Raw genomic sequence first — 23,215 nt, 5'->3', positions numbered from 1 at the left:
TGCGTGAAAATTAAATCGTTCATCGACCGGTTGGTTATTAAGGAACACCTTTGAAATACATCATCTCACTGCTTGCAGTTCTCAGCCTGTTTGTGCCTGCAATTTCATATGCTGCCCTTCTGAATATTTTGCCTGAAAGCGTTGAAGCAGAAGCCTGGACCATTCTTGACTCACAGTCAGGCCAAGTCATTGCCGAACACAATGCCGACGTTCAACGTGCTCCAGCTTCCCTCACCAAAATGATGGTCGCTTATATTGCATTGAAAGAAATTCAGGCGGGTAAATTAGATAAAAGTGAAGTATTAACTGCAACACCGATTGTGAAAACAGTGATGTGGGATGAGTCACAAATGTACCTGAAAGAAGGTGAGCAGATTTCGATTGATCAACTTCTGGCAGGTCTGATTATCATGTCGGCGAATGATGCTGCTGTGACATTGGCAGAAAAAATTTCAGTTGATATTCCGAGCTTTGTCGAGCGAATGAATCGGGAAGCAAAAGCTTTAGGTATGGTTCATACCCATTTCCAGAATCCGGCCGGTATTACCATGCCTGAGCACTATTCTACTGCAGCGGATCTGGCGCGTTTGTCGGCAGCTGTAGTCAATCAGACTCCGGACTATCTGTATTATTCCAAACAGCCAAGTTTTAGCTATAACAACCATTTCCACCGTGCCACTAACCGTGTGTTGCAAGTGGACTCAAGCGTCGATGGTTTAAAAACTGGCTTTACTCGTGCAGCCGGCTATAACCTGGCGCTCACCGCCAATCGTCCAACTTATGATATGGAACTGCCCCACCGTCGTTTGATCGTGGTAGTTCTAGGTACCAAAAGTGCTGCCAAACGCGCTGAAGTGTCGCATAAGTTGATGAATCTGGCGTATACCTATACCCGTAATGAAGTCGCCATTAAAGACAAACAGCTACTCGCTGAATTACCGGTGATCAAATCGACTTTGAAAATGTTTAAGGTTCAGACTAAACAGCCGCAGATTATTACGACATCTTTATATGATCAGAATTATGCCATTGACCTGAACCAGTTCGATCAAAACCATCAACGGGTAATGTTGAATACAGGTGATGGTGTAATGCAAAGCATTGAACCGCTCCATGAAACCCAGACCCATATTAATGTAGAAATGACTGCTTCTGAGTTGATTGCACCTATGGCCAAAGTGATGCCATTAGCGACGATTCATGTGTATCAGAATAATCAGCTTATTCGTACCATCCAGATTGAAGATATGGTGGAACTTGAAGAAGCCGGTTTCTTCCAGAAATTCCTGAGCTGGTTATCTAGCTTCTTTGGCATCTTTGCAGAAAATGCACCAAGTGCCAAACTCTATCCAATCCAGAAATAAACGCTGAATACAGTTAGAAGGCCCTCATTTGTCTTCTAACTCCCACCATAGATTTCTTCTCTTCTCTCGTCGATTTTACCTCTTCTGCCATAATTGCTACGTTTTGTAATTTGTATAACAATTCTAATCAAGACGGCCTGCTGCCCATGCCATAGTATATTTGGTCTAAATTTCTCTTATTTTTATTAGAAAAATAAATAGGTTAATAATATATGACAGCACATCGAATCGTAATTGTAGGTGGTGGCGCAGGTGGATTGGAGCTAGCTACTCAACTGGGCGAAACCTTAGGCAAAAGTGGCCAAGCGCATATCACGTTGGTAGATCAGAAACTGACACATATCTGGAAACCCTTATTGCATGAAATTGCTGCAGGTACGCTTAATCCGCATGCAGAAGAAACCAATTATTTTAGTCATGCTGCAGCTCATCATTATCACTTTGTGCTGGGAACATTTGTTGATCTGGATCGTAAGGCTAAAGAAATTGTTCTGGAAACAGATTACTTTTCTAAAAAAGCTCAGCCTAAACAGAAGAAACACATCAGCTATGACACGCTGGTGCTGGCATTAGGTTCCACTTCCAATGATTTTAATACGGAAGGTGTTGCCCAATACTGTCATTTTCTCGACAGCCGCCAGCAGGCCGATGTCTTTCAGCAGGATCTGCTACATCTTTATCTCAATGCTCAAAATCAGACCTCTTCGCGTGAGCTTAAAATTGCCATTATTGGAGCCGGTGCAACTGGTGTAGAACTGGCTGCCGAGCTGGTGATCGCCAAACAAAACTTTTTTAAATATGGTCTGAACAAGATCGATCCAAATAAAGTCAAAATCACTTTGATTGAAGCCGCTGACCGAATCTTACCTGCACTGTCTGAGAAAATGGCTGAACACACCATGGAGCAACTCGATCGTCTAGGTATTGAGGTATTAACCAGTCATAGGGTCGCTAAAGTCGATGAAGACCAGATTTATTTTGCAGATGGTTCAAGCCTCGAAGCAGAAATTAAAGTCTGGGCTGCTGGAATTAAAGCACCTGAAGTTCTGGCAAAACTTAAAGAGCTGGAAAAAGACAACATTAATCGCCTAAAAGTTTATGCAACTCTGCAAACTCTGTCAGACCCGGATATTTTCGTTTTTGGTGATTGTGCTCACTGTCAGCCTGAAGCAGATCAACCGGTTTTAGGCCCCCGTGCACAGGTCGCCAGCCAGCAGGCCGCTTTTCTGGTCAGAGCCTTAAAAGCACGCATTAATGGCGAAAGTTATTTACCGATGTTCAAGTTTTCTGACAAAGGTTCATTAGTGTCTTTAAGTCAAAACAGCGCTGTCGGTGAATTATTGGGTCAGGTCAATGTTCAAGGCTTTGTCGCGAAATCCATGTATGTATCCCTGTACCGGATTCATCAAGCCACTATTCATGGCTATACCCATGCTGGCCTGTTAACTGCCAAAGACTTTGTTACACGAAAAATTGCACCCAAGCTGAAATTGCATTGAAATTGTAAATATTGTCCTCATATATGAAAAAATCGTCATTAAACATGTCAAATTGCATTTTTTTGCTATTTTTAGTCTACAAAAATACAATTTCACTTTATGATGTACCCTTAAAAAATTGAATGGATCAATTAATATGACTGCTATTGCAAATAACCTCGTGGTTTCTTTCCACTACACATTGACTAACGCAGAGGGTGAAACTCTCGACAAATCTCAAGGTGAACCACTTGCCTATTTGCACGGTGCAGGTAACATCATCCCTGGTTTAGAAAAAGCTTTAGAAGGCAAAACTGTTGGTGAAAAATTCACTGTAAATGTTCCTGCTGCTGAAGGCTATGGCGAATATAACCCAGAGCTAGTGCAAGAAGTGCCTAAACAAATGTTCCAAGGCGTAGACAACATCCAGGCAGGCATGCAGTTCCAAGCACAAACTGATGACGGCGTTCAAATCGTAACTGTTAAAGCAGTTGAAGGTGATAACGTAGTTGTTGATGCTAACTTCCCGCTTGCTGGTCAAGATTTAACTTTCGAAGTTGAAATCGTGTCTATCCGTGAACCTTCTCAAGAAGAACTTGATCACGGTCACGTACACGGTGCAGGTGGTCACCACCACTAAGACTTCCCGGTCTTTAGCACAAAAAGGCAAAGTGAAAACTTTGCCTTTTTTATTGCCTTAAGATTTTAAATATAAAAAAGCAGGACTACTGCCCTGCTTTTCATCATTAAAATCGCGAATCACTCAAATTACGCAATCATTAACGTTTGTTATAGATCTGCATTGCTGCTGGCAGATTTTGACGCATTGCTGCGATACGCTGACTGTTCGATGGGTGAGTAGACAGGAAAGTCGCGCCAGTGCTACCACCTTCAAGCTTGTTCATTTTTTCCCAAAGAGTAATCGCTGCATTCGGGTTATAGCCAGCACGCGCCATGAGAGTTAAACCGCCCTGATCAGCACGGCTTTCTAGGTTACGTGAGTAAGGCAAGCCGATACCAATCTGGCTACCCAATTGTGCTACTGCAGCACCACCTTGTCCTACGCCCGCTGCATTTAAACCAATACCCAATGCCAGATCAGTCAGGGCTTGTGCACCAAGTTTCTGTTTCGCATGCTCTTCCAGGGCATGGACCATTTCATGACCCATAATGGCTGCAATTTCAGCATCGGTCAGATTCAGCTTGTTCACGATACCGGTATAGAACACCACTTTACCACCAGGTGCCACAAAAGCGTTGACCTGATCAGATTTCAATACGGCCAACTGCCATTGGAATGCAGTACCCGTCTGGTTCAGCTGGTTGGCATAAGGTTTTAAACGGTTAAAAACAGCATTAATACGACTGTATGTCGCTGAACTGGTATCCAGCTGGCCTTTCGCTTTAGCGTCTGCCACCATGGCATTGTAGCTTTGGCTGGCTGAAGCATTTAAAGTCGCAGTATCTGCACCTGCAATATCGGCAATAGTTGTACAACCAGACAAAGTAATGGCTGCGGCTGCACCCATACCTAACAAGAATTTATTTTTCATTATAGTGACTCCACCATAAGCAAAAGGTTAATTTACATTGTAAAAAATTATAAGTTAAAGGCCGGATCAACTAAATGTACAATTACTTCATCTTGTTATATTTTATGTAATTTTAACCCCAATACTGTATCGCAAGCCAATAAATCAGACAGACAATATTTAAACCTAAATATAAATAACACAAAGGTTTAATTTTTTCTTCTAAAATTTCACTTTTACGCTTAAAAAATAGAAAAGCATTCTGCAGTAAGATGACAGGTACTAGTACACAGGCAATGATCACGCTCAAGCCAATGAATGCCCCATAAATAATGTCAGGATCCTGAGTTTGGGCACGTATAATTAGCATCGCAATGGTCGGTGCGCCGCCCATCGCGAATAACAAGGAATAGAACATCGTTCCCGAGATATTTTTATGCATCCTGCATACTCATATTTTATTTTGTTTTATTCTAACAAGCGCCATGCCACTGCACAGCACTTGCTGTTAAGACTTTAGTCCTGAATTTCCAAATTATTTCTTAGCCTTATATACCGTCATCGCTTCAGGCATCAGCTGTTGCAAGGCTGCAATTCGGTCATCATTCGTTGGATGCGTAGAAGTAAATTTATTCAGGACGCTATTGCCACGGCTGTCTTGTGCATTCATTTTTTGCCACAACGTAATCGCTGCATTCGGGTTATAGCCTGCTCGTGCCATCAGCATGAGCCCGCCTTTATCGGCACGGCTTTCCAGATTACGTGAGAATGGCAAGCCCACACCAAATTGAGCACCCATATCCAGCAGTAGCCCACCATAACCACCAGCGGACTGCCCGACATACTTGCTACCGATACTTACTGCCAAATCGGTAAGTGCTTGCGCTCCTACCTTATTTTTAGAATGTTCCTCAAGCGCGTGCACCATTTCATGTCCCATGATGGCAGCAACTTCATCGTCTGTAAGTTTTAGTGTGTCGACAATACCCGTATAGAACACCACCTTGCCACCTGGTGCGACATAGGCATTAATCTCGTTAGATTTGATCACAGCCACTTGCCAGTCAAACTTCTGCCCAGTCTGATTCAGTTGATCCGCATACGGCTTCATTTTCAGGAAAACCCGATTTACTTTTTTATAGGTGGCAGAAGTCGTATCCAGAATCTGTTTCTGCTTGGCCTCTGTCAGCATCTGATTATAGCTTTGTGCTGCACTCAGATTTAATGTAGCTGAATCAGCTCCCATCAAATCTGCAACCGTAGTACACCCCGTTAATGTGGTCGCAATGACCATCCCCGCCAATAAATTTTTATATTTCATGACCTTCTCAAATATATAAGGTCAAAACATCATAAAGAATCCAAACAGGTTTTCAATCATTTTTATAAGCTTTTCCAAATAAAAAACCCTGTGAAATCACAGGGTTTTTATCATTTTCAGCTTAAAGGATTAAGCATCAAACGGATGGCGAAGAATAATGGTTTCTTCACGGTCTGGACCAGTTGAAATGATGTCGATTGGACATTCAATCAATTGTTCAAGACGTTTCACATAGTTAATTGCCGCTTGTGGCAATTGATCTAGTGATTTCGCACCGAAAGTAGATTCTTTCCAGCCTGGCATAGTCTCGTAAATTGGTTTTAAAGTTTCAAATGCAAGCGCATCAGAAGAACCAACACAGCCAGAATCAGCAGCTTCGTAACCTACACAGATTTTCACTTCTTCCAAACCGTCAAGAACGTCAAGTTTAGTCAAGCAAATACCAGACAGTGAGTTCACTTCTACTGAACGACGCAGGATTTCAGCATCGAACCAGCCACAACGACGTTGACGGCCAGTAGACGCACCAAATTCTGAACCTACAGTACCCAGGTGTTTACCAATTGCATCACCTGTATCTGTTGCAGCGTCATACACCAACTCAGTTGGGAATGGACCTGAACCTACACGAGTAGTATACGCTTTAGTAATACCAAGAACGTAGTCAAGGTGTAATGGACCAAGACCTGAACCTGAGCTTACGCCACCAGCAGTCGTGTTTGAAGAAGTCACGTACGGATATGTACCGTGGTCAACGTCAAGCAATGAACCTTGTGCACCTTCGAACATGATTTTCTTGCCAGCTTTACGGTAAGCGTGAAGTTCACCAGTCACGTCCATAACCATAGGCTCGATCACTTTGCGCCATTCGTCGCAAAGCGCAAGTACGTCTTCAACTTTAACTGCTTCAACACCGAAGAATTGAGTCAATTGGAAGTTGTGGTATTCAAGCAATTCTTCAAGCTGAGCTTTCAGATGTTCGCCACCACGTACCAGGTCAGCAACACGGATTGCACGACGCGCTACTTTATCTTCATAAGCAGGACCAATCCCACGACCAGTTGTACCAATTTTCGCATTACCACGTTTTTTCTCACGAGCTTGGTCAAGTGCGATGTGGTGTGGAAGAATCAATGGACAGTTTGGAGAAATGCGTAGACGTTCACGTACTGGCACGCCTTCTTTTTCAAGAATATCCATCTCTTTGATGAGCGCTTCAGGTGAAAGAACCACACCATTACCAATTAAGCACAATACGTTTTCACGTAAAATACCTGATGGAATGAGGTGTAATACAGTTTTCTTACCACCAACCACGAGAGTATGACCTGCGTTATGTCCGCCTTGATAACGAACTACTGCAGCCGCTTGATCTGTGAGCAGGTCGACGATTTTACCCTTACCTTCGTCGCCCCATTGGGTACCAAGTACCACAACATTCTTGCCCATAATAGCCTCATTACATCATGCTGTTAAAGTTGAAAGTCCCACTCAGCGACATGAACACTGAGTAAAACAATTAAAGCGATTAAATCGTTTTGATAGTCCACTCACCGTCCACATTCACCAGCTGGTGAGTTGCATACGGTACCGAGTTTAAATCATCATTACCTAATAACTGAATTACACTTAAGCCTTGTGCACGGGTTGCCTGAATCGCATTTAACAGCGCAGCATCTGTACCCTTAGGTGCTACCACAACTTTAGCTGTAGCAAACTTGCCTGCACTTAAAGCATATAAGTCACAAGAGAAACCAGTTGCCGGACGTGCACGACCAAAATGCTCACCAATGCCATCATAACGGCCACCTTGTGCCAGTGCCGCAGCACGGTTTGGTGCATAAACTGCATACATCAGGCCGGTGTGATAATGGTATGAACGTAACTCGACGACATCAATCCCAATATGCAGATTCGGCCAGCGCACCTGAACTTCATTTTTGGTGGTTTGCAGTGCATCAAATGCCTGTTTGAAGGCTGGATTTTCTAATACTTCAGCACTTAAATTCGTTTTTAAGGCATCCAGGTCACTTGCAAAGCGGCCAAGCGTATAGAAGTCTGAACCAAACTTAAGATTTGCAGTAAATTCAGCTAATTCTGGCAACGCTTTACGTTGATAAAGATCAGACAATTGGCGTTCGGTTGCCTTACTTAAACCAGCTTGTGCAATCAGACTACGGAACAGCCCCACATGACCTAAATCAAGGTGGATACCGTCGGCCAGACCTGCTTCCTGAATCAGGCTGATCATCAAGTCAACCATTTCCACGTCAGCGTCAATGCTGTCTGAACCAAATAATTCTGCACCTAATTGCAATGGTGCACGTGTGGTATTAAATCCTTGAGGTTTCGTATGTAAAACCGTACCCGCATAGCAATAACGAGCCACACCTTCCACTGGATGTACATGCGCATCGATACGAGCCACTTGTGGTGTCATATCGGCACGCACACCAAGCAAGCGGCCAGACAGCTGGTCGATCACTTTAAAAGTGGCTAAGTCTAAATCCTGATTCGATTCTGAGAGAGAAGATAGAGATTCAATGTATTCAATAAATGGCGTGTACACCAGCTGATAACCTCGAGATGCGAGGAAATCCAGTGATTGACGGCGCAGGCTTTCGATGACTTGCGCTTGTTCTGGTAATACATCAGCTACACCATCAGGTAATAACCATGTCTCTGAAATGGGCATGTTGTAAACCTAAATTCTTGTCAGCGCGGAATAAACCGCATAAAAAAATCGGGAGCACACCCGATTTCTCCTAGTCTAGCACGATCGTTTAGGCTGTGCATCGCAATTTTGATAATTTTCTCTGACTGAACAAAGGACTTAGATAGATAAACCAAATCATCTCTTTCTTATTAAGAGAAAATAGGCTGAATAAAATTTAATAACCAACATATCAACTTGATTTTCTAATATATTTCCCTAACCAAAACAATGACGAAAAACTTATTCTTGATTCAATCCTCATCTATCTAAGAGTAAAAATTTATAAAATATCAGTACTAGATGCTTAAAAATAATCCTATACAAAAACTCAATGTGGGAACTTAAATGACCAAGAAAACAGCATCATTCTGGTAGAGTTTAAAGGCACTGCAAAGACTCCTATATTTCTTATAAACTTTCTTTCTCCTTCTAGAATAAAACCCGATCATCTCATGCCTCCCTTTCAGCCACGTATTACGCCTTCTGATGCTACTCCTCTGAGTGATTTTCAGCGTGGTGTGAAAGACTGCCTACCTTTATTATTAGGTGTAATTCCTCTGGCGCTGGTCTTGGGCGCAACAGCAGCACAAAAAGATTTTAGCCTGCTTGAGGTTCCCTTGCTGACCGGGCTGAACTTTGCTGGCGGTTCCGAGTTTGCAGTTTTAGAAGCCTGGACTGATCCACCGCATCTGCTTACCTTAATCTTTATTACTTTTCTCATTAACAGCCGCTATATTCTGCTCGGTGCCAGTTTAGTACCTTATTTAAGACATCTTCCAAATCGAAAAGTCTTTCCGGCATTATTTTTTATGGTGGATGAGAGCTGGGCCTTAAGCCTGACAGATGCACAGCGTCGACTGTCACAGTTTGGTTATCGATATGCTTTTAGTCTGCCTTATTATGCCGGGCTATGTATTGTTCTTTATCTGGCCTGGGTCGGCTTTACGACACTCGGTGCCCTGCTTGGACCTGTGCTAGGTGATATTAACCGTTTTGGTTTTGATATGGCTTTCCCCGCCATTATGCTGGTTTTGCTGAAAGGCATGTGGAAAGGCTTTACTGAAGCGAGGCCCTGGTTAGTGAGTCTTGTTTGTGCAGCACTGGCTTATAGCTATCTACCGGACAACTGGTATGTGCTGATTGGCGCACTTGCAGGCATTACCTCTGCCTTCTGGCTCATTCAGAAGGATGAAGCATGATTCAGATGAGCACTTTTATTGCAATCTTATTGGTGGCGCTAACGACTTACTGCGCCCGGATACTTGGCTATGTCCTACTCAAGAACAAAACCTTAAATAATCGTCAGCGTAAAATTCTGGAAGTAATTCCAGGTTGTGTACTGATTTCGATGATCACCCCATATTTTTTACGAGATGATCCGGCTGATCTGATCGCTATAATGTCGACACTATTCGCTGCATCACGCTTTGGGATGCTGCCAACCATTTTGATTAGCATGGCCTCGGCAGCTATTTTAAGAATGTTACTAGTTTAAATCCTTTATATAAGGCTAAGCCAGCATGAAAGGGTCTTATGACTTTGGTTCTACTACTTTAGCGAGCAGATTTACCAGTTCTGCATTTTGCAGCTCAACTTTTTGCAGTTTGGCTGTAGTCTGATCTAGTACTTCCTGCTGTACATGCATCTTTTTCGCCAGATCCTGCATAATTTCCAAGGTCTTTTTTAAATTTTCTTCCAGATGTGCCACTTTTTCCTCAACTGGCACGCCTTCCACATTTTGTGAACTCTCATTATTATTAAATTGCAGCCAGATCAAAAAAATCACAGCCAAGGTCAGTAATATAATAAATCCCCAGATCAACATCATGTGCTTGCTCTTATTCCATTTAATTATCTTTATCTTAACGAAAAAATATCCAGATCACAGAAATATTCGGCATAAATCCGGAGCTTTTCGATCAATTACGTCCAACTTCTTATTCATTTTCTTCTAATTTTTTAATCTTGCATAAAAAAGCACCCCATTTGGGATGCTTTCAAAATAGCTTAATCTGTATAAAAGGATTCACAGAGATCCAGCAAACGGTTGGCATAACCCCATTCATTATCATACCAGGCAAATACTTTAGCCTGATGCCCCACTACCAGGGTTTGGGTCAGATCCACAATCAATGAGTAAGGCGAATGATTAAAGTCTGAAGATACTAAAGGCTCATCTGTCACAGACATGATTTCAGCAAAATCCTGACGTGCAGCGTTAATTAATAGTTCATTTAACTGATGATCAGTAATGGGTGACTGAGAAATAAAAGTCAGATCAATTGCTGCGACATTAATGGTTGGCACGCGAATCGAATAACCATCAATCCGGTTCTCCATCTTCGGCATTACGCGTTTTAAAGCACCCAAAGCTGAAGATGTGGTTGGAATAATATTTTGCCCGGAAGCACGGGCACGTCTTAAATCACGATGGGCATGATCCAGTACTGACTGATCCGCAGTCACCGCATGAATTTCAGTCATCAGTGCAGTCTCAATCCCAAAGGCATCATCAATGATTTTGACTAGCGGTACCAATGCCTGCGTAGTACAAGACACGCTAGAAATAATCTGGTCACTTTCTTTGACATCACGATGGTTGACGCCATAGACAATTGCAGCATCCACCGTATCAAACGGTGCAGCGCCGATAATCACCCGTTTTGCCCCGGCAGTAATATGCTGAGTCGCAGCCTCACGCGAACGGAATAAGCCGGTACATTCCAATACCACATCAATATTCAATTCCCGCCATGGCATTTCCACCGGATTCGCCTGTCTTAACACCTGAACTTTCTGATAAGCATCGCGATAAGTGACATGCAGGTAGGCATACTCATCTTCATACGTCAGATCAACCTGCCCCGGGAAACGGCCATGAGTAGAATCATATTTAAATAAATGCAATAAGGTTTCAACGTCGGCAACGTCATTAATGGCAACGATGTCAAAATTAAAATCTTTCGGATTTTCAAACCATGCACGCAACACATTGCGTCCGATTCGTCCAAAACCATTAATTGCGATACGTTGCATCGACGTTCCCTACTGCGGCATAAAACTTTATGCGCCTATATTAATGGAATTATCCAGCTGACTGATAACTATTCAGCTAAATCCACTAAAAATTACACAGAATGTCCAATATTTCATCGAAAAATTCATGCTTTACTTGAAGCAATCCAGTCTTTCTATCAGCGAGAATGAAGATAAATTGCTGTAATGACAATAGCTTTTGATTTTGCAGGGCATTTTTCTGATTTTTCTAATATTCATTCCTTATAGTTTTATGATCTATAAATATGAAAATCATTGGTTGAACAGGCATTTTCCGTTATAATTTGGCGTTTTTAAATATTTAAGCCCCGCATTGCAGCAGAGAACCAACCTTCTTGTCAGACTGTGATGTTTTTAGCCAAATCGGAAATTATGGAGTGACTTGGTTGTGAGTACTCGTTTTATGACATCAGCTGAAATTCGCGAAGCTTTTTTAAGCTACTTTGAATCGCAAGGGCATACACGTGTCGCGTCGAGTTCTCTGGTTCCTGCCAACGACCCAACATTATTATTTACCAATGCTGGTATGAACCAGTTTAAAGACTGCTTCCTGGGTCTGGAAAAACGTGACTACGTTCGTGCAACATCTTCACAAAAATGTGTACGTGCAGGTGGTAAACACAACGACTTAGATAACGTTGGCTACACAGCTCGTCACCACACATTCTTTGAAATGCTGGGTAACTTCTCGTTTGGTGATTACTTCAAACGTGATGCGATTAAATTTGCTTGGGAATTTCTGACCGGCGACAAATGGCTGGCACTGCCTAAAGACAAATTGTACGTAACTGTGTATCACACTGATGACGAAGCGTTTGATATCTGGAATAAAGAAGTTGGTCTAGATGCCAGCCGTATTATCCGCATTGGTGATAACAAAGGCGAAAAATACGCATCAGACAATTTCTGGGCAATGGGCGATACTGGTCCTTGTGGTCCATGTTCTGAAATCTTCTATGATCACGGTGAGCACATTTGGGGTGGCCTGCCTGGTACACCTGAAGAAGATGGCGACCGTTTCATCGAAATCTGGAACAACGTATTCATGCAGTTCAACCGTACTGCGGATGGCGTCCTGCACCCTCTTCCAGCACCTTCTGTTGATACCGGTATGGGCCTTGAGCGTATTTCTGCGGTTCTGCAACATGTCAACTCTAACTATGAAATCGACCTGTTCCAAAACCTGTTAAAAGCTGCTGCTGAAATTATCGGTCTAGATACTTCAGATATTGAAGCGAAAGCACAAGCTGAAAACAAACCGGTTGAATACCCTGCTTCACTTAAAGTTGTGGCTGACCATGCACGTTCATGCTGCTTCCTGATTGCGGATGGTGTGAACCCTTCGAATGAAGGTCGTGGTTATGTACTGCGTCGTATCATCCGCCGTGCAGTTCGTCACGGTAACAAACTGGGTGCGACTGGTTCATTCTTCCACAAAATGCTTCAGCCTTTAATTGATGTAATGGGTGCTGCTTATCCAGAGCTTGAAGCAAACAAAACACGTATCGAAGCTGCATTGCTGAAAGAAGAAGAACAATTCGCGAAAACACTTGAGCAAGGTCTGAAATTGCTTGAAGGCGAATTGGCAAACCTGAAAGGTTCTGTGATTCCAGGTGAAATCGTATTCAAACTTTATGATACTTACGGCTTCCCAACTGACCTTACAGCAGATATCGCACGTGAACGTGATTTAACGATTGACGAAGCTGGCTTTGAAAAAGAAATGGCTGCACAACGTCAACGCGCACGTGATGCCGGTAAATTCGCAATCGACTATAACAGCGTTGTTAAAGTTGAAGGCGAAACTCAGTTTGAAGGTTATGACGCGACCGCAGGTCAAGGTCAAATCATCGCAATCTACAAAGATGGCGAACAGGTTGACGAAGTGGTTGAAGGCGACGACGCATTAATCGTTCTTAACCAGACTCCTTTCTATGCAGAAAGCGGTGGTCAAATCGGTGATACAGGACTCTTCAAAAACGATACCGGTATTTTCGAAGTTCAAGATACCAAAAAATCTGGTGGTGCATTCGTTCACCAAGGTATCGTGACTATGGGTAACTTGAAAGTTACTCAAAACGTGGAAGCAACGGTTAAAGCCGACATTCGTGCCGCAACTGCACGTAACCACTCTGCAACTCACTTGCTACACGCTGCCCTACGTCAAATCCTGGGTTCACACGTACAACAAAAAGGTTCATTGGTTGCGTCTGACGTATTACGTTTCGACTTTGCCAACGATCAGCCTGTAACGTTTGAGCAACTGCAAGAAATTGAACGTCTGGTAAATGCCGAAGTGATTGCCAACACGCCTGTTACCACTGAACTGCTCGACATCGAATCTGCGAAAGCCAAAGGTGCGATGATGCTGTTCGGTGAGAAATACGGTGAAGAAGTTCGCGTATTGTCTATGGGTTCAGTGATTGACGAAAAAAACTTCTCTATCGAGCTGTGTGGCGGTATTCACGTGAAACGTACAGGTGACATCGGTCTGTTCAAAATCACTTCTGAAGGTGGTGTCGCAGCAGGTGTACGTCGTATTGAAGCCGTAACCGGTACTAAAGCGGTTGAAGCCGTACAGAAAGTCGATCGTGATGTTCAATATATCAATGGTTTGTTAAAAGCACAGAACCATCAAACAGTCGAAAAAGTTGAAGCTGTGGTGGACACTGCGCATCAATTGCAAAAACAGATTGAACAGCTGAATCAAAAATTGGCAAGCCTACAAGCCGGTGAACTTTTAAGCCAGGTTCAAGAGCTTGCTGGTCGTAAAACATTAATCACGACTGTTCAGGGTATGGATGCGAAAGCACTACGTAACCTGCACGATGGTGTGAAATCAAAATTAGAAAATGCAGTCATTGTTCTTGCAGGTGTAGAGGGTGACAAGGTTAGCTTGATTGCATCTGTAGCTAAAGACTTTACTGCTTCTATTAAAGCGGGTGACATCATCAAACACTTGGCAACTGAGCTAGGTGGTAAAGGTGGTGGTAAACCTGACTTGGCACAAGGTGGCGCGCCACTTAACGAGAAGTTTGCTCCAGTGATGGCTGATTTAGCAGCTTGGTTTGAAGCAAAATAAAAACTTCATTTTGTGTAACTGACCCTGATCGGAAAATCAGGGTCATGGTTTATATGGAACAACTATGGCATTAATCGTTCAAAAATATGGCGGTACCTCAATGGGTACTCCCGAGCGCATTCTCAATGTTGCTCGTCGTGTGAAGCGCTGGCATGACCATGGCCACAAGATGGTTGTAGTCGTATCTGCTATGAGTGGTGAAACCAACCGCTTGCTTGCTCTCGCGAAAGCCATTACCGAAACCCCTGACCCACGTGAACTTGACCAAATGGTTTCTACGGGTGAACAGGTAACGATTTCCATGTTAGCTATGGCGCTGAATTCAATTGGCGTTGAAGCTAAATCTTTAACTGGTCGCCAGGTTGGTATTAAAACTGACAGTGCATTCACCAAAGCACGTATCGAATCTATTGATACCGATGTATTGACTGAAAACCTGGACGCAGGCCGCGTGATTGTGGTTGCAGGTTTCCAAGGCTTTGATGCTAATGGCAATACCACAACTTTAGGTCGTGGTGGTTCTGATACTTCAGGTGTTGCCCTTGCTGCAGCGCTAAAAGCGGATGAATGTCAGATTTACACAGACGTTGATGGCGTATATACGACTGACCCTCGTGTTGCTCCTAAAGCGAAAAAAGTAGACCGTATCTCTTTCGAAGAAATGCTGGAAATGGCATCTTTAGGTTCTAAAGTTCTTCAAATTCGCTCTGTAGAATTTGCAGGCAAGTACCAAGTGCCTTTACGGGTACTCTCAAGCTTCGATAATGACAATGATGGCGCATTTGACGAAGACTTCAAAAACAACGTCGGAACTCTTATTACTACTGAACTGGAAGACAACATGGAACAGCCAATTATCTCTGGTATCGCGTTCAACCGCGACGAAGCTAAACTGACTATTCTGGGTGTTCCAGATGAGCCAGGTATTGCATCTAAAATTCTTAAACCAATTGGTGATGCCAATATCGAAGTGGATATGATTATCCAGAACGTTGAAGAAGATGGTACAACTGATTTCACGTTTACTGTAAACCGCGGTGAACTCGCTAAAGCCAAAAAAATCCTTGAAGAAACTGCTCAAGCGATTGGCGCACGTGAAGTTGCAACTCGTGATGACATCGTAAAAGTGTCTATCGTAGGTGTAGGTATGCGTTCTCACGCTGGTGTAGCGAGCAAAATGTTCACTGCCCTTGCTGATGAAGGCATCAACATCCTGATGATTTCTACTTCTGAAATCAAGATTTCAGTAATTATCGAAGAGAATTATCTTGAGCTTGCAGTTCGCTCACTTCACACTGCGTTTGGTTTAGACCGTGAACATGGTGAATCTAGCGCACGCGCTTAAGAGAACTACAAAATACCGTCATTGTCTGACAGTATTTCATTAAATCTCTACAAAAATGCAGGGCCACTATAGTTTTTTTTATAGTGGCTCTGTTATATTAAGCCTAAGGATTTTCAACAGCCTGGATAGTTAACCTCTTCATTTCATGGACAGGACTTTCTATTCAAACTTTAATTATATAATTTTAGGTTGTGTTTTTTTATTACATTCAATAGATTGCAGGTTTTGCATTTTGCAAGGAGAGAAACATGCTGATTTTGACTCGACGCGTCGGGGAAACTTTAATGATCGGAGACCAAGTCAGCGTGACTGTACTTGGCGTAAAAGGCAACCAGGTTCGTATTGGGGTAAATGCTCCGAAAGAAGTCTCTGTACACCGTGAAGAGATTTACCAGCGTATCCAGCATGAACGTGCAATGCATGAACATCTTCAGCATATTGACCAGGATTATCAGCCTTCTTCTTATGAAGATGATAACCAGACACAAAATAACTTTAACCGTTAATTTTGTATGAATATAAAAGCGGCTTTTAAGCCGCTTTTAATTTGTCTAATTTTCAACTGCATAGCAAAATAATCAGACTTTATCCTGCCTGCTGCTGATCAAGCAACGCTGCCAGCACTTTTTTCACCGGTCCGAAACTACGACGGTGCTCATCAATCACCCCGTGTAAGACAATCGCTTCAAAATGTGCTTTGGTCGGATAACCCTTATGCTTGGCAAAGCCAAATTGTGGATACCTCTGATCCATCTCTACCATCTGGCGATCCCGGGTCACTTTTGCCAGAATACTGGCTGCCGAGATTTCAGGATGCAGAGCATCCCCACCTACAACCGCATCACAGCTCATCGCAAGACCCTGAGGAATCTTGTTGCCATCGACCAGTACATGTTCCGGCTGAATGCTTAATGCTTCCACAGCGCGGCGCATTGCCAGCAAAGAGGCCTGCAAAATATTATGCTCGTCGATTTCTGCCGCAGAGGCTTCAGCGATGGCCCAAGCCAGTGCTTTTTCCTGAATCTCAATAAAAAGTTTTTCTCGCTTCTTCTCGCTTAGCTTCTTGGAATCATTTAAGCCCCGAATCGGGTTGTTCGGATCCAATATCACAGCTGCAGCGACTACCGACCCTACTAATGGCCCACGCCCTGCTTCATCTACACCAGCAATGTTCATTTTATTTCCCATAAAAAATAGGCTGAACCAGTCAGCCTATTCAAATTTGATTTTGACTTAGTTTACCGCTTCAGCCACGCAAGCGTTAATAGTATTTGCAACGACATTGCCTACAATAGTTGCACGTGCTGCTGGGTCAATTGCTGCAGTCGCCAAATCTACCGCAGTCACGTTTTGTGGTGCTTTTTCACTCACGCAACCACAAATTTCAGACTGGATATTCTGTTTTTGTGTTTCTGTCATTAAACGTGTTGCAGTTTGCCAAGCCGGAATATTATTTAGTTCAGTAACACATTTTGCATTGATGGCAATTTTAATGGCTGCAGAACCGAGTTGCTGACCTGTACTTGCTTGAGTTGGGGTGCCTGTACCTTGGGGTGCTACGCAGGCAGAAAGAACAAGTGCTAATGGAGCAACAACAGCCAATAATTTTTTCACGGATTTTATCCTTTTTTCAACTTTTAAAATATGCAGCTATTGTGCCGAAGTTTATCGCAATAAGAAATCTAAAAATGCGCCATGATGTCTAATCTGCGCACAGCCAGATTCACAGCCATCACAGGAAAGAAGACTCACTACTCATTTAAGGGTAAGGCCTGAATAAGCCAGCCCCCAAAAATCCTTAATTGATAAACTCGCCCATACAGCCTTTTAAGCTATTGGCAATTGCTTTACGGGTCAGCTCTTTTTTAGTTTCTTCATCAACGGTTGCTTTTAACAGGGTTTTAGCCGGAACACCTTCCAAGGCATGCTCACCTACACAGCCACATACTTTTTGCTGTAAATGCTGTTTATTGGCTTCAGCCATGAAATAAGTACCCATTTTCCAGACTTTGGAATCTTTCAGCTCTTGGCCACACTGATATTCAATCAGAGGTTTCAGGGCTTTCTGAGTCATTGAGGTATCTGCACAAGCAGGATTGATTAAGCTAACAGCCAGAACAGGCCACAGGAATTTTAATTTCATCTTTGGTTCACAGATCAGATTAAATAAAAAGGCAGAGCGAACTCCACCCTCTTTGGGCTAACAAATTTACTGGAATGATATTTTAAACGAGTGCCTGAATCAGGCTGATCCATTTCTGTTTTTCAGCATCAGAAATAAATGAAGCTTCAAAAGAATTGATCGCCAGCTGTTTTAGCTCATCATTGCTTAGGTCCAAAGCTTCAGCAATGGCAATGAAATTGTCATTCATATAACCACCGAAATACGATGGATCATCTGAATTCACTGTGACATGCACGCCGTGCTGCAACAGGCGACGGATATTATGCTGCTGCATATCATCTACCACACACAGTTTCAGGTTTGAAAGTGGACATACTGTAAGCGGCATCTTCTCTGCAATCAAACGCTGCATCAATTCTGGATCTTCCTCAGAACGTACCCCATGATCAATACGGTTTACTTTTAATAAATCCAAAGCTTCCCAGACATATTCTGCCGGACCTTCTTCACCCGCATGTGCAACCACCAGAAAACCGGCTTCACGCGCTTTGGCGAAAACACGTTCAAACTTAGACGGTGGATGCCCGACTTCACTTGAATCCAGCCCTACTCCAATGATTTGATCTTTATAAGGCAGTGCTTGCTCTAATGTCTCAAATGCTGCTTCTTCACTAAGATGACGTAGGAAACACATGATCAGATGTGAAGTAATGCCTAATTTAGCTTTCGCATCATCACAGGCTCTCTGCAAGCCATTGATCACGGTTTCAAAAGCAATGCCACGATCGGTGTGGGTTTGCGGATCAAAGAACATTTCAGTATGCACGACATTGTCATCTGCGCATTTTTCAAAATACGCCCAGGCCAGATCATAAAAGTCCTGTTCATGAATCAGAACATTGGCGCCCGCGTAGTAGATATCTAGGAAAGATTGCAGATTATGGAAATTATAAGCCTGCTTTACTTCCTCAACCGATTTATAAGGAATGCTAATTTCATTACGCTGTGCAATTGCAAACATTAACTCAGGTTCAAAGGTACCTTCGATATGCACATGCAGCTCAGCCTTTGGCAAGGCCTGAATCAATTCAAGACGGTTCATCGCTACTCCTGATTAAACCTGAGAAAAATAAAAAAGGGTGCAAACTGAGTTTACACCCTTTTGATATTCGACAAAAATTAGCCGCCAAACATCCAGAACTTCAATGCCCACAGTACTGCGATGATCCATACCATGTATGGAACAGTTTTCGCTTTACCTGTCAACAGTTTAATCAGCGCATAGCTGATAAAACCCATTGCGATACCATCTGCAATTGAGTACGTAAATGGCATGAATACAATGGTCAGGAACGCCGGAACCGCTTCAGTAATATCATCCCATTCAATATGGACAATACCCTGAATCATCAATACACCGACAAATAGCAATGCTGGAGCAGTAGCAAAACCTGGTACAGATTGAGCCAATGGAGCCAGGAACAGGCAGGCAATGAACAGCAAGCCAACTACGACGGCAGTCAGACCAGTACGACCACCTGCTGCAACACCGGCTGATGATTCAATATAAGGAGTAGTTGAAGAAGTACCTAACGCCGCCCCAGCAACAATCGCAGAAGAATCGGCAAATAATGCTTTTTTCAGACGCGGCAATTTACCATCTTTTAACAAACCTGCACGATGTGAAACACCTACTAGCGTACCAGTAGAGTCAAACAGATCGACCAAGAAGAATACGAAGATCACACCGATCAGGCTGGCTGTAAACAGACCTTGAAAGTCCATTTGCAGGAAGGTTGGTGCGAGTGAAGGAATTTGACCCACTACACCCTGGAACTGGTTATAACCTAAAGCAGTAGAAATCGCAGTGATTACCAAAATACTGATAATGATCGCACCACGGACTTTGAAGTGATGCATTACCACCACTAACAGGAAGCCAAGTAGCGCAAGCATAACAGTTGGCTGTTTCAAATCACCCAGACCCACCAAGGTCGCTTGATTATCAACAATGATGCCAGCATTTTTCAGTGCAACCAGGGCCAGGAACAGGCCAATACCACCGCCAATCGCCAGTTTGAGTGACATTGGAATGGCATTGACAATCGCCTCACGTATTTTGAACATACTGATGGCAATGAAGACCAGACCAGATACAAATACTGCACCTAATGCAGTTTGCCAAGGCACACCCATTCCCAGACAGACTGAGTAGGTAAAGAAGGCATTCAGGCCCATACCCGGTGCAAGTGCGATTGGATAATTGGCAATTAGCCCCATCACCAGACAGCCAATTGCGGCTGCAAGACAGGTGGCTACAAAGACAGCCCCATGATCCATCCCGGTTTCGGATAAAATCATCGGATTAACAATAATGATGTAACACATTGTCAGGAACGTGGTTACACCTGCCAGAACTTCTGTACGGAAACTGGTTTTGTTTTCACTCAGTTTGAACAGACGTTCCAGCATATTTTCTGAAGATGGATTAGGAGTCGTCATGACCTAGCCCCTATTGAGTAAACTTTATGCTTTAAGCATGCCGCCGAATCCAGGAAATTTTATAGAAAACTTCATGAATTTTAAGGATCTGTTAGCAACGAATATGCCAGCTTCGCCATTTAGCGGGTCAAAATGTTTCAATAGCGAACAGTAAGAAAACTGCGCTAGAAAAACTCAAAAAACAATCTAAACAAAAAAGCTGCATAACCCCTATGCAGCTTTTTTCATCATTAGAATCAAATACTTAATTTAAGTAAATTTGATCTAACTTTATCTTTTGCAAATTATAACACATTGATTTCTGATTGCTTCTTAGAATTTATATTTTATTAAAAATTAATATAATCTAGTTCTACTATTATTAAATTTTCTTTTATTTATTATAATTTTATTTTTATCTTTTTACCTGTTTCCCTAATCAAAGAGCTTAGTACAAATCTATTAAGGTCGGGGCCGATTTGCATTCAGCAATTTAGTTGAATGTTGTACTTCTTTCAGAATCTGATGAAGCTCTTCATATTTTTTTGTTTCGGCCTGTTGGTGAACACAATAACCGAGTAAACCCACCATCAGCACAAAAATAGGAATTGTATAAATTTTCATTTTTGTAGTTGAGTTATGTAACAGCATTGAAGTTATGCTAACAAAATAACAATAAAATTGTGACATAGTTTACAAATAATCCGATAAAATGCAGTTTTTTCAAATATTTAGGGTCTTTTCATTCTTCGTTTTTTTATACTTCTTATTCAATTAATCATAATTTTTTAAGTCATAATTTTTTTATTTTTTAGTCACTTTTTGAATATTAAAAGAAATTAATTAGTTGATTCTATTTTTTATTTCATTAAAAATTTATATTTACTATATAAATTTATCGAGTGAAAAATATCTTTTAAAGCTCACTATAGCTTGCATTATTTTATTTAGCTTTTCTTTTAAAAAAATTCTTCATTTCCTGTTAAAAATTCTTCTAAATAAATGATATTTTGAAAGTTCCTTCCCTATTCTTTAATTTTTATTCAATTCAACCCAATATTACTAAACTTAAATCCACCCAAGAATTTTAAGAAAATTTCTTCATTCAGTCTTGGGTGAATCTTTTATCTTAAGCAGCCAGCTGCTCATCACGTTTAAATACCAACTCACCTTTTAATGAACTTTCAGCATCAAAATAATACCCATCGGTATTAAAGGCTTTTAAGTCTTCAGTTCGTTTGATCTTGTTTTCAATGATAAAGCGCGCCATTAATCCACGAGCTTTCTTGGCATAGAAGCTGATGACTTTATATTTGCCATTTTTCTGATCTAAAAATACCGGCTTGATGATTTCAGCCTGAATTTTGCTTTCTTTCACTGCCTTGTAATATTCATCAGAGGCAATATTGACCAGAATTTCAGACTCTGCTGCTGCCAGATCATGATTGATCAGGTCAGTGATGGTTTGTCCCCAGAACTCATAGAGATGAGCACCACGTGGGTTAGTCAATTTGGTTCCCATCTCCAGACGGTAAGGCATCATCAGATCCAGCGGACGCAATAAGCCATATAGGCCGGATAACATACGCAGATGGTTCTGTGCGTAATGAATCTGATCCTGCTTTAACTGGTAAGCATCCAGACCGGTATAAACGTCCCCTTTAAAGGCAAAGATTGCCTGACGAGCATTGGAAAAATCAAAATCTGGCTGCCAGTCTCTAAAGCGTTCCGCATTCAGATTGGCAATTTTTTCACTGACGCTCATTAAGCTGGCAATTTCAGTTGCGGATAACTTGCGGGCAACTTCTATCAATTCCTGGGAATGTTCCAGCAATCTTGCCTGAGTAAATTGATCGGTAGGTAAAGGCGTTTCGTAATCTAGAGTCTTGGCTGGAGAAATTAAAGCAAGCATAGCAACCTGGTTAAAAAATGATTAATCAAACTATATCAGTAGACTTATTTTAATTCCAATTCATGTTTTTATTTATCATAATCGTTAAAATAGAAAATTCTCCTGCAATTTATCGGTTTTCTATGTCCGAACCAATCTTCCTCCAAGGCCCTGCTGGCCAACTTGAGGTTTTTGTGGATTATCCTCAGGGTGAAGTGAAAGGATTCGCGATTGTTTGTCATCCCCATCCATTACAAGGTGGCACACCACAACATAAGGTTCCAGTGTTACTGGCACAAATGTTTTTAGAGCGTGGTTGTGTTGTCTATCGTCCAAGTTTCCGTGGTTCTGGTCAAAGTGCCGGTCTGCATGATGAAGGCTTTGGTGAAACGGATGATATACTTGAAGTCATTAAATATGCGCGTCGCCAACATATTGGCCTGCCTTTCTTTGCAGGCGGTTTCAGTTTTGGCGCACATGTCATGGCCAAGTGTTACGCTGCCCTGCCCGTTGAACTGCAACCTTCAAAAGTGATTTTGTGTGGTCTACCGACTGCAACCGTAGCTGGCCTACGTCACTATGTTACTCCACAGATCAAAGGTGATATTTTATTTATCCATGGTGAAGCGGATGATGTCACGCTTTTATCCGACATGATTGAATGGGCCAAGCCTCAACGTCATCTGGTCACGATCCTGCCTGGCGCAAATCATTTCTTTACCGGTTATTTAAAACAGCTTCGGATTGCGATGAGCCGTTTCCTCGCATTAAGCTGATCAAAAAAAACCTCATCGAATGATGAGGTTTTTTTATTCAGAAATAA

At 42.3% G+C, this 23,215-nt stretch carries 23 protein-coding genes; 9 read left to right on the top strand and 14 right to left on the bottom strand.

The annotated features are described in order from the left end of the window. Window positions 1–50: 50 nt before the first annotated feature. The 3 genes from FTU19_RS05200 to slyD all read left to right on the top strand — a co-directional run bounded on the left by FTU19_RS05200 (window position 51) and on the right by slyD (window position 3,482). Window positions 51–1,364: a D-alanyl-D-alanine carboxypeptidase PBP6B gene (locus FTU19_RS05200; RefSeq protein WP_180130303.1), complete on the top strand. Its 1,314-nt coding sequence runs from the start codon at window positions 51–53 to the stop codon at window positions 1,362–1,364. A 212-nt stretch (window positions 1,365–1,576) separates the two neighbouring features. Further along, window positions 1,577–2,863: an NAD(P)/FAD-dependent oxidoreductase gene (locus tag FTU19_RS05195; protein ID WP_166136073.1), complete on the top strand. Its 1,287-nt coding sequence runs from the start codon at window positions 1,577–1,579 to the stop codon at window positions 2,861–2,863. Window positions 2,864–2,999: 136 nt separating this feature from the next. Beyond that, window positions 3,000–3,482 (top strand): peptidylprolyl isomerase, encoded by a 483-nt coding sequence (gene slyD, locus FTU19_RS05190; protein ID WP_004784172.1) that lies wholly within the window; start codon window positions 3,000–3,002, stop codon window positions 3,480–3,482. 139 nt (window positions 3,483–3,621) lie between these two features. Here the strand turns inward: slyD and FTU19_RS05185 are convergent, their stop codons facing one another. The 5 genes from FTU19_RS05185 to FTU19_RS05165 all read right to left on the bottom strand — a co-directional run bounded on the left by FTU19_RS05185 (window position 3,622) and on the right by FTU19_RS05165 (window position 8,390). Next, entirely contained in the window at window positions 3,622–4,395 is a 774-nt protein-coding gene (locus FTU19_RS05185) for a M48 family metallopeptidase (protein ID WP_125279059.1), read from the bottom strand. A gap of 112 nt (window positions 4,396–4,507) precedes the next feature. Further along, a complete protein-coding gene (locus FTU19_RS05180; RefSeq protein ID WP_180025523.1) occupies window positions 4,508–4,816 on the bottom strand; it encodes a hypothetical protein in 309 nt (102 codons plus the stop codon). Window positions 4,817–4,909: 93 nt separating this feature from the next. Next, complete coding sequence (locus FTU19_RS05175) at window positions 4,910–5,695, bottom strand: M48 family metallopeptidase (RefSeq protein ID WP_179993213.1); 786 nt, start codon at window positions 5,693–5,695, stop codon at window positions 4,910–4,912. Window positions 5,696–5,824: 129 nt separating this feature from the next. After that, the gene (locus FTU19_RS05170) at window positions 5,825–7,144 is read right to left on the bottom strand and encodes an adenylosuccinate synthase (protein ID WP_004784184.1); all 1,320 of its coding nucleotides are present in this window, start codon (window positions 7,142–7,144) and stop codon (window positions 5,825–5,827) included. A gap of 79 nt (window positions 7,145–7,223) precedes the next feature. After that, window positions 7,224–8,390: an ATP phosphoribosyltransferase regulatory subunit gene (locus FTU19_RS05165; protein ID WP_159123236.1), complete on the bottom strand. Its 1,167-nt coding sequence runs from the start codon at window positions 8,388–8,390 to the stop codon at window positions 7,224–7,226. Window positions 8,391–8,863: 473 nt separating this feature from the next. On the opposite strand from FTU19_RS05165, the gene FTU19_RS05160 reads away from it, so the two are divergent. Further along, a complete protein-coding gene (locus FTU19_RS05160) occupies window positions 8,864–9,610 on the top strand; it encodes an AzlC family ABC transporter permease (protein ID WP_166136064.1) in 747 nt (248 codons plus the stop codon). Then, the gene (locus FTU19_RS05155; protein ID WP_166136061.1) at window positions 9,607–9,906 is read left to right on the top strand and encodes an AzlD family protein; all 300 of its coding nucleotides are present in this window, start codon (window positions 9,607–9,609) and stop codon (window positions 9,904–9,906) included. Before FTU19_RS05160 ends, FTU19_RS05155 begins: the two co-directional genes overlap by 4 nt. A 36-nt stretch (window positions 9,907–9,942) precedes the next feature. Here FTU19_RS05155 and FTU19_RS05150 read toward each other — a convergent pair whose 3' ends face one another. Together FTU19_RS05150 and FTU19_RS05145 are read right to left on the bottom strand one after the other, a co-directional pair. Further along, window positions 9,943–10,239 (bottom strand): hypothetical protein, encoded by a 297-nt coding sequence (locus tag FTU19_RS05150; protein ID WP_004815405.1) that lies wholly within the window; start codon window positions 10,237–10,239, stop codon window positions 9,943–9,945. 179 nt (window positions 10,240–10,418) lie between these two features. After that, window positions 10,419–11,447, bottom strand: a complete 1,029-nt coding sequence (locus tag FTU19_RS05145; RefSeq protein ID WP_166136058.1) for a type I glyceraldehyde-3-phosphate dehydrogenase — start codon at window positions 11,445–11,447, stop codon at window positions 10,419–10,421. 409 nt (window positions 11,448–11,856) lie between these two features. Between FTU19_RS05145 and alaS the strand changes: the two genes are divergently transcribed. The 3 genes from alaS to csrA all read left to right on the top strand — a co-directional run bounded on the left by alaS (window position 11,857) and on the right by csrA (window position 16,401). Beyond that, window positions 11,857–14,550: an alanine--tRNA ligase gene (gene alaS / locus FTU19_RS05140; protein WP_180130300.1), complete on the top strand. Its 2,694-nt coding sequence runs from the start codon at window positions 11,857–11,859 to the stop codon at window positions 14,548–14,550. 64 nt (window positions 14,551–14,614) lie between these two features. After that, window positions 14,615–15,895 carry an aspartate kinase gene (locus tag FTU19_RS05135; protein WP_166136055.1) on the top strand — a complete coding sequence of 427 codons (1,281 nt, stop codon included), beginning with the start codon at window positions 14,615–14,617 and terminating at the stop codon, window positions 15,893–15,895. A gap of 248 nt (window positions 15,896–16,143) precedes the next feature. Next, window positions 16,144–16,401 carry a carbon storage regulator CsrA gene (gene csrA, locus FTU19_RS05130; protein ID WP_004784202.1) on the top strand — a complete coding sequence of 86 codons (258 nt, stop codon included), beginning with the start codon at window positions 16,144–16,146 and terminating at the stop codon, window positions 16,399–16,401. Window positions 16,402–16,480: 79 nt separating this feature from the next. On the opposite strand, the gene rnhB is transcribed toward csrA, so the two are convergent. The 7 genes from rnhB to yaaA all read right to left on the bottom strand — a co-directional run bounded on the left by rnhB (window position 16,481) and on the right by yaaA (window position 22,413). Then, window positions 16,481–17,071 carry a ribonuclease HII gene (gene rnhB, locus FTU19_RS05125; protein WP_180130298.1) on the bottom strand — a complete coding sequence of 197 codons (591 nt, stop codon included), beginning with the start codon at window positions 17,069–17,071 and terminating at the stop codon, window positions 16,481–16,483. A gap of 57 nt (window positions 17,072–17,128) precedes the next feature. Beyond that, window positions 17,129–17,509 (bottom strand): hypothetical protein, encoded by a 381-nt coding sequence (locus FTU19_RS05120; protein ID WP_159123230.1) that lies wholly within the window; start codon window positions 17,507–17,509, stop codon window positions 17,129–17,131. A 184-nt stretch (window positions 17,510–17,693) separates the two neighbouring features. After that, window positions 17,694–18,038, bottom strand: coding sequence for a hypothetical protein (locus tag FTU19_RS05115; RefSeq protein WP_004815392.1), 345 nt, complete (start codon window positions 18,036–18,038; stop codon window positions 17,694–17,696). Window positions 18,039–18,120: 82 nt separating this feature from the next. Then, the gene (locus tag FTU19_RS05110) at window positions 18,121–19,122 is read right to left on the bottom strand and encodes an adenosine deaminase (protein WP_004815391.1); all 1,002 of its coding nucleotides are present in this window, start codon (window positions 19,120–19,122) and stop codon (window positions 18,121–18,123) included. 77 nt (window positions 19,123–19,199) lie between these two features. Beyond that, window positions 19,200–20,522, bottom strand: coding sequence for an NCS2 family permease (locus FTU19_RS05105; protein WP_004815389.1), 1,323 nt, complete (start codon window positions 20,520–20,522; stop codon window positions 19,200–19,202). A 441-nt stretch (window positions 20,523–20,963) separates the two neighbouring features. Further along, complete coding sequence (locus tag FTU19_RS05100) at window positions 20,964–21,152, bottom strand: hypothetical protein (protein WP_180130295.1); 189 nt, start codon at window positions 21,150–21,152, stop codon at window positions 20,964–20,966. Between the two features lie 478 nt (window positions 21,153–21,630). Further along, on the bottom strand, window positions 21,631–22,413 hold the full coding sequence (yaaA, locus tag FTU19_RS05095) for a peroxide stress protein YaaA (RefSeq protein ID WP_179993206.1): 783 nt from the start codon (window positions 22,411–22,413) through the stop codon (window positions 21,631–21,633). A 122-nt stretch (window positions 22,414–22,535) separates the two neighbouring features. On the opposite strand from yaaA, the gene FTU19_RS05090 reads away from it, so the two are divergent. After that, complete coding sequence (locus FTU19_RS05090) at window positions 22,536–23,168, top strand: alpha/beta hydrolase (RefSeq protein ID WP_159123226.1); 633 nt, start codon at window positions 22,536–22,538, stop codon at window positions 23,166–23,168. Window positions 23,169–23,215 lie beyond the last annotated feature (47 nt).

Source organism: Acinetobacter sp. YH12072, from assembly GCF_013419565.1.
Classification (GTDB): Bacteria; Pseudomonadota; Gammaproteobacteria; order Pseudomonadales; family Moraxellaceae; genus Acinetobacter.
This window is presented reverse-complemented; position numbering and strand designations above follow the sequence as displayed.